This is a genomic window from Mycobacterium sp. TH-M11 (assembly GCF_057473725.1).
The window spans coordinates 1-6,046 of sequence record NZ_JBYCLD010000534.1; the positions used below are offsets into that span (position 1 = coordinate 1).

The window sequence follows — 6,046 nt, forward strand, 5'->3', positions numbered from 1 at the left end:
GTGGAACGAGGAACACGATTACTACATCGACCTGCGGGCAACATTGCCGATGCGCCGGGCCTGTCTGGCCATAGCCGAGGCGATGGGTGCGGACGAACCCGACGACACACTCTTTATGTTTTGGCCGGAGGTGATGTCGGCGCTCGACGGGGAGACCGAATTCAGCCGATTCAAGAACATCATCGTCGATCGCCGGCAATACTTCAGCTACTGGCGCGAGCGTCGGACCACGATGCCCAAGGTGCTCGGCACGGTGCCCGACACCGTCAGCGATCCCATCCTGATCGAGGTCTTCGGGCTCGACAAACATTTCCTGCATGTGGTGCGCACCGCCGGCTCAGACGCCACAGTTAAAACGCTGACCGGCGTACCGGCTGCCGGCGGTCGCGCGCGCGGACCCGCAAGGGTGCTGAGCAATGCCGACAACCTGCACCGGATCCAGCCGGGCGACGTGTTGGTGTGCGAATCGACCTCGCCCAACTGGACTCCGGCGTTCACGAAGATCGCGGGCTGTGTCTGCGACGGGGGTGGCTCCCTGTCGCACGCGGCCATCGTCGGTCGGGAGTATGGCGTGCCGACGGTCACCGCGGTCGGCCTTGGGACGGTCCTGATTGACGATGGTGACGAGGTGGAGGTCGACGGTTCGGCCGGCATCGTCACCATTTATCGACGCCACGACGAGTCGGAGTCCGGAGCGTCGACATGACGGACTTCATCGGGTGGCTGGACCAACTGGATCCTGTAACCGCGACCTCTGTCGCGGGGACAAAAATGGGCCGACTCACAGAACTGTCGCATCTTGGTCTGAAGGTGCCTCGCGGATTCACCGTGACCGTCGACGCCTATACTCATCACTGCGCCGAATCCGGCCTGGATACCGTTGTCGCGGAACAACTGTCGACAATGACCAAGCCCACCGATCACGAGCGACTCGTCGCCGTCGCGCAAACCATCCGTACGAAGGTCGAGCAGACGCCTGTGGTACCGACACTCGCCGCAGCTATCGCCGACGCATACGCCGAACTGAGCTTCCGCTGCTGTGAGGTCAATCAGCCCGCCGCGGTCCGCAGCTCGGCGACGGGTGAGGACAGCGCCCAAGCGAGTTTCGCCGGCATCTTCGACACCTACCTCGGTATGTCCGGCGAAACTCAGGTGCTGGCGGCTGTACGGCGGTGCTGGGCAAGCCTTTTTTCCGCTCGCGCGCTGTGCTATCGCCTCGAGCGCGGTCTCTCGCACCGGGACATGCCGATGGCGGTCGGTGTGCTCGAACTCGTTCCCGCGCGGGTGTCGGGTGTGGCATTCTCCATCCACCCGGTGTCCGCGAAGCGAGACCGGATCGTTATCGAGGGCTCCTGGGGATTGGGCGAGGCAGTCGTGCAGGGTGCGGTGACGCCCGACCACATCGAAGTCTGCAAGGTGGACCGGCGAGTGCTGGCATACGACGTTGCGGACAAGCGGGTCGTCTCAGCATTCGACTACGCGAAGAGTGGAGTTGTCGAGACCGACATGCCCGCCCGCTTCCGCGACGCACGGGTCCTCGACGACGAGGAGATCGGGGTGATCGCGGATGCGGTCTGCGCGATCGAGGATCACTACGGGCACCCGGTGGACGTGGAATGGGTGATCGACCGGGCTCGCCGCACGGGGGATCCGGTATCCATCGTGCAGGCCCGACCCGTGACCGCGGCGACCGAGGATTCTGGGACCCGTTGGGACCCCGGTGCGTACGCCGCAAAATACGCGTTCGGTGAACAGCCATGATGCCGCGGGCACTGGTGCTCGACTTCGGCGGCCCAGTGCTGCTCACTCCCTTCGAGGTGGTGCAGGGTTTCGAGCGCCGACTCGGGCTGGCCCCCGGCACATTCGAATGGGCCGGGCCATTCGATCCGGCCAAGGATTTGCTGTGGCGCAGGATGCAAGCCGACGAGATCACCGAGGACGAATATTGGGCGACTCGAGCCGAGGAGATGGCCGCGGTGATCGGTGGCCCGGGCCTTCGCGCGATGATGGCGCAGTTGTACCCCGCCGACGAGATTGATTCGTTGATCCGTCGCCAGGCGCGTGAAGCTGTATGGGCCGCCAGGGCCGCGGGACTGCGGACCGCCGTGCTGACCAACCACCTCGCGAGTTACTACGACGACGACTGGATCAGCCGCGTCGCTTTCCTGAACGAGGTGGACGTGGTGATCGACGGTTCCCGGACAGGTGTACTCAAGCCCGACCCAGCCGCCTACCGGCCCGTACTGGACGCGCTCGAGACCCCGGCCAAAGCGGCGCTGTTCGTCGACGATCAGCCGCGAAATGTCGACGGCGCACGCGCGATCGGCATGGCCGCGTTGCTGTTCGACGTGACCAAGCCTTCGAAGTCCTACCGACAGGTTGTCCAGTCGCTCGGACTGAGCGAGTTGGATCAGGTGTAGTACCGGAATACCACGTCGGCGACACAGCATGGCTTCGGCTCGTTCTCGACCTCGTAATTGAGGTGGTACACCGCCTGCGCCCCGCCGCTCACCTCGGTCACCTCCGCGAGCTCGGCATGCATTCGGGTCCGCGCGCCGACCTTGAGCGGAGCAGGAAACCGCACCTTGTTCAGGCCGTAGTTGAGGATGACGTTGAATCCGGACACCGTGCACACTGACCACAGCAGCCCGGTCGACATGCCCAGCGTCAAAAACCCATGCTGAATGGTGGTGCCGTACTGGCCATTTCGAGCTTTTTCCGGATCAACATGAATCCATTGCTCGTCACCGGTCAGCTGAGCAAATGTGGTGACAACCCTTTGCGTGACGTCCACCCAATCGCTGACACCGAGTTTCGTCCCCGCGCGCGCCCGTAGCCCGTCGAGGCCCGCAATCACGATCGGCCGGTTGCTCCTGGTCGTCGTCGACGACGTGTCGAGACTCATCTGTCAACCTCCACTGGGACTTTCGTGTTCGCAGTATGTTCAAGTAACCATCATCCGCTGGCACCTTGTATCCTGGCAGCGACCTTTCCGGTCCGCGGAACGGCCCATGGTCAGGTCGCGACTCGAGGGGACGGTACATAACGCAGCGGGCAGCGATTCTCACGGCGAAAGTAGGGGCCGATGGCGGACTTGATAGAAGCGCGGACTATCAACTTCGCCGCCGCTAACCGCGTACTGGACGCGGCCGTTCAGGAGGCCGAGAAATTGAAGGTTCGTTTCTGCATCGCGGTTGTCGACAATGCCGGGAACCTCGTCGCATATGGCCGGATGGACGGTGCTCCGCTGCTGTCTGGTCAGCTCGCACAGGACAAGGCCTACACCGTCGCAGCCTTCGGACTGCCGACCCACGAGTGGTTCGAGATGATCAAGGACGAGCCGGCATTGCTGCACGGCATCGTCAAGACGGACCGGTTGATCGTATTCGGCGGCGGCATTCCGATTCGAGTCGGCGGAGAACTCGTCGGGGCCGTCGGTGTCTCGGGTGGAAGCTCGGATCAGGACCGCCAGGTGGCGGAGGCAGCGGCTGGCGTCATCTGAATTTCGTTGTTCTACAACGGACGCCGCGAGTCAGCGGGCAGTCCAGCCACTTGTGTCATTGACCCAATATATCCTGCCGATCGGCCAGTGGAGCTGACGCGGTCGATCGTTCCTATATCCGGAACGTCCCGATGACGTCGAGCACCCGGACAACTAGCATGCGTAGCAATAAGTCCCACTCCAACCCATGACTATTTCTCGGCAGAACCTCGTTGCAGCGCAAGCGGTTTCGGACCGCATTACTGCGACCTGCCACCTTCCCATACGCAGATCAACTTGACGGAAGTCAACCTTGGCCGGTGTCGATGAGTGTAATTGCTGTCGGTAAGCCGCTAGGTGGCACGGATTCACCGGAAGCCGCTCGAAGCGTAACGCTGCGGTTTCTTGCCGCCCCCACCGATGTTGCGTCGTTCGGCGGGCCCATCCACGGCGGTCGGGTCCTGGAATGGATTGACAAGGCTGGTTACGCATGTGCGGTCGGCTGGAGCCGGTCTTACTGCGTAACGGCTTACATCGGCGACATCCGCTTCAACCGGCCGATCGAATCGGGCCACCTCGTCGAAGTCACGGCGACCCTGGTTTACACCGGCCGATCGAGCATGCACCTGTTATGCTCGGCGGCCTCTGCGGATCCCACGGAGGGCGTCTTCCATGAAGCCTGTGCCTGCCTGACCGTATTCGTCGCGGTCGACGATGCGGGCCACTCTCGCTCGGTTCCGGCCTGGTTACCCGTCACCGAGGAGGATAAGGCTCGAGCCGCCGATGCCGAAATGGGCATCCGGCTGCGCGCCGAGATCGAGCAGGCGATGGCCGAACAAACCTACACCGAGGATTCCTCCGCAACCCGCACGATGACCCGGTTTCTCGCTGCGCCAACCGATGTCAACTGGGGCGGCAAGGTGCACGGAGGGACGGCGATGCGTTGGATCGATGAGGCCGCGTACTTGTGCGCCACGCGATGGAGTGGCCGCCCATGCATTTCGGTCTACGCAGGCGGGGTGCGGTTCTACCGGCCAATCCAAATTGGGCACGTCGTCGAACTCGAAGCCCGGTTGCTGCACACCGGACAGCAGTCGATGCACGTTTCCGTCCACGTCCGGTCGGCCGACCCCCGTCACGTGGACATGCACCTCACGACTCACTGCCTAACCGTGGTAACCGCGCTCGACGACGAGGGCCGGGAGACCGACGTGCGCCAATGGGAACCAACGACGCCTGAGGACCGGCGGCTCGACACCCATGCGCAGCAACTGATTACCTTGCGCAGACGGGTGGTCGGATCGGCGCTCTTCGGCCTGGCGACCCGGCCGGACTAAGACCCCTTATATGGAGATTTGGGCCTGGTGCCGGCGCGCTGCTTGGCGGTAGAGTCGCCCCGCGCGATACGACGGTACGCTCGACGTTCTCCCATTTGGCGACGCAGGTCGCGAAGAAGTTCGGCATCTCCATCCGCGACATCCCGCTCAAACTGTGCGCTGCGGCGTCATCGGAGGCAGTTCATCGTGCCGCTTTGCAGAGTCGTCTTCGTACCGATGACGTCGGCCGGGTAGAGCTGGCCTTCTACCGCGTGGTGGTCAGGAATTTGCTCGGGAGGTCGGAGCGCGGGAATGTTCGAGATTACCTTGGTGACCGGGTCTTTCGGCATCCGCTCCACCGAGGCGCTGCCGATCGGATACTGCCGCGCAGCTCGGGCCGACCGGGTCTGTCGCCGCCGCTGGCGATGCTACCGCGAGATTCACCACCGCGACGGCGGTGAAACCGCTTGTCGCAATCGCTCTTGTTATGCACTTTCCCCTTCGTCTGTTTCCTGGAGGCGCTCCGCGCCATCCCGGTCCAATTCAGCGTGTTCCGCGGCTGGGAACACAGTGCACCGCAGGTGCCGGAAGCGACATATGGTCGGTGGGAGTTGCGCTTGCCGTCGAACAGGAAGGCGTGGACATGCCATTGGTCGAGGTCACCCTCACCGAAGGACGCACACCCGAACAGATCCGGGCCCTGATTCACGAACTGACCGGAGCGGTGGAGCGGGCTGTTGCTGCCCCGGCCGCCAATATCCGGGTGGTAGTCCGCGAGGTGCCCGCAACCCACTGGGCCGCCGGCGACGTCACCATCGCGGAGCGGCGAGATCACGCCCGCGTGGCGGACACGCGTGCCCCTATTGATTCGAAACGGAGCACGTCATGACTTCGAAAAGCTCCTTCGGCCACGTCATCGACGGCGAAGAGGTCGGCTCCCTCGATGGGTTGACATTCGACAGCATCGACCCGTGGCTGCGCGAGCCGTGGGCGGAGATCGCCTTAGGCGGCAAAGCCGACGCCGACCGCGCGATAGCCGCGGCGCGTACGGCCTTCGACGAGGGACCATGGCCCCGAATGGGCTTCACGGAGCGCGGCGCGATCTTGCACAGGCTGGCGCATCTGATGGAGGAGCACGCCGCCGAACTCGGCATGGCTGACACCCGCGACATGGGTAAACCGATCACCCAGGCACGCGACAACGACGTCTCGAGGTCCGCGCTGAACTTCCGGTTCTTCGCCGACCATG

General features: G+C 63.7%; 8 protein-coding genes. 7 read left to right on the top strand and 1 reads right to left on the bottom strand.

Annotated features, from left to right (window positions below; translation table 11 throughout):
• From AC2VOG_RS20255 to AC2VOG_RS20265, 3 genes are all read left to right on the top strand, one after another.
• On the top strand, positions 1-706 hold a 706-nt coding region (locus AC2VOG_RS20255), incomplete at its 5' end, for a PEP-utilizing enzyme (protein WP_486941607.1).
• The gene (locus tag AC2VOG_RS20260) at positions 703-1,761 is read left to right on the top strand and encodes a PEP/pyruvate-binding domain-containing protein (RefSeq protein WP_486941608.1); all 1,059 of its coding nucleotides are present in this window, start codon (positions 703-705) and stop codon (positions 1,759-1,761) included. The genes AC2VOG_RS20255 and AC2VOG_RS20260, both read left to right, overlap by 4 nt.
• On the top strand, positions 1,758-2,420 hold the full coding sequence (locus tag AC2VOG_RS20265; RefSeq protein ID WP_486941609.1) for an HAD-IA family hydrolase: 663 nt from the start codon (positions 1,758-1,760) through the stop codon (positions 2,418-2,420). Before AC2VOG_RS20260 ends, AC2VOG_RS20265 begins: the two co-directional genes overlap by 4 nt.
• On the opposite strand, the gene AC2VOG_RS20270 is transcribed toward AC2VOG_RS20265, so the two are convergent.
• Complete coding sequence (locus AC2VOG_RS20270; protein WP_486941610.1) at positions 2,411-2,905, bottom strand: MaoC family dehydratase; 495 nt, start codon at positions 2,903-2,905, stop codon at positions 2,411-2,413. The genes AC2VOG_RS20265 and AC2VOG_RS20270 overlap by 10 nt on opposite strands.
• A gap of 180 nt (positions 2,906-3,085) precedes the next feature.
• On the opposite strand from AC2VOG_RS20270, the gene AC2VOG_RS20275 reads away from it, so the two are divergent.
• The 4 genes from AC2VOG_RS20275 to AC2VOG_RS20290 all read left to right on the top strand — a co-directional run.
• A complete protein-coding gene (locus tag AC2VOG_RS20275; protein WP_486941611.1) occupies positions 3,086-3,502 on the top strand; it encodes a GlcG/HbpS family heme-binding protein in 417 nt (138 codons plus the stop codon).
• 305 nt (positions 3,503-3,807) lie between these two features.
• On the top strand, positions 3,808-4,818 hold the full coding sequence (locus tag AC2VOG_RS20280; protein ID WP_486941614.1) for an acyl-CoA thioesterase: 1,011 nt from the start codon (positions 3,808-3,810) through the stop codon (positions 4,816-4,818).
• Positions 4,819-5,401: 583 nt separating this feature from the next.
• Entirely contained in the window at positions 5,402-5,686 is a 285-nt protein-coding gene (locus AC2VOG_RS20285) for a tautomerase family protein (protein ID WP_486941612.1), read from the top strand.
• Positions 5,683-6,046 (top strand): aldehyde dehydrogenase family protein (locus AC2VOG_RS20290; protein ID WP_486941613.1); only part of this gene is annotated, 364 nt, incomplete at its 3' end. The genes AC2VOG_RS20285 and AC2VOG_RS20290, both read left to right, overlap by 4 nt.

Bases quoted from the DNA above. Each gene is read 5' to 3' on its own strand.
- AC2VOG_RS20280 (WP_486941614.1), top strand. From the start codon at position 3,808: ATGAGTGTAATTGCTGTCGGTAAGCCGCTAGGTGGCACGGATTCACCG.
- AC2VOG_RS20275 (WP_486941611.1), top strand. From the start codon at position 3,086: ATGGCGGACTTGATAGAAGCGCGGACTATCAACTTCGCCGCCGCTAAC.
- AC2VOG_RS20265 (WP_486941609.1), top strand. From the start codon at position 1,758: ATGATGCCGCGGGCACTGGTGCTCGACTTCGGCGGCCCAGTGCTGCTC.
- AC2VOG_RS20270 (WP_486941610.1), bottom strand. From the start codon at position 2,905: ATGAGTCTCGACACGTCGTCGACGACGACCAGGAGCAACCGGCCGATC.
- AC2VOG_RS20260 (WP_486941608.1), top strand. From the start codon at position 703: ATGACGGACTTCATCGGGTGGCTGGACCAACTGGATCCTGTAACCGCG.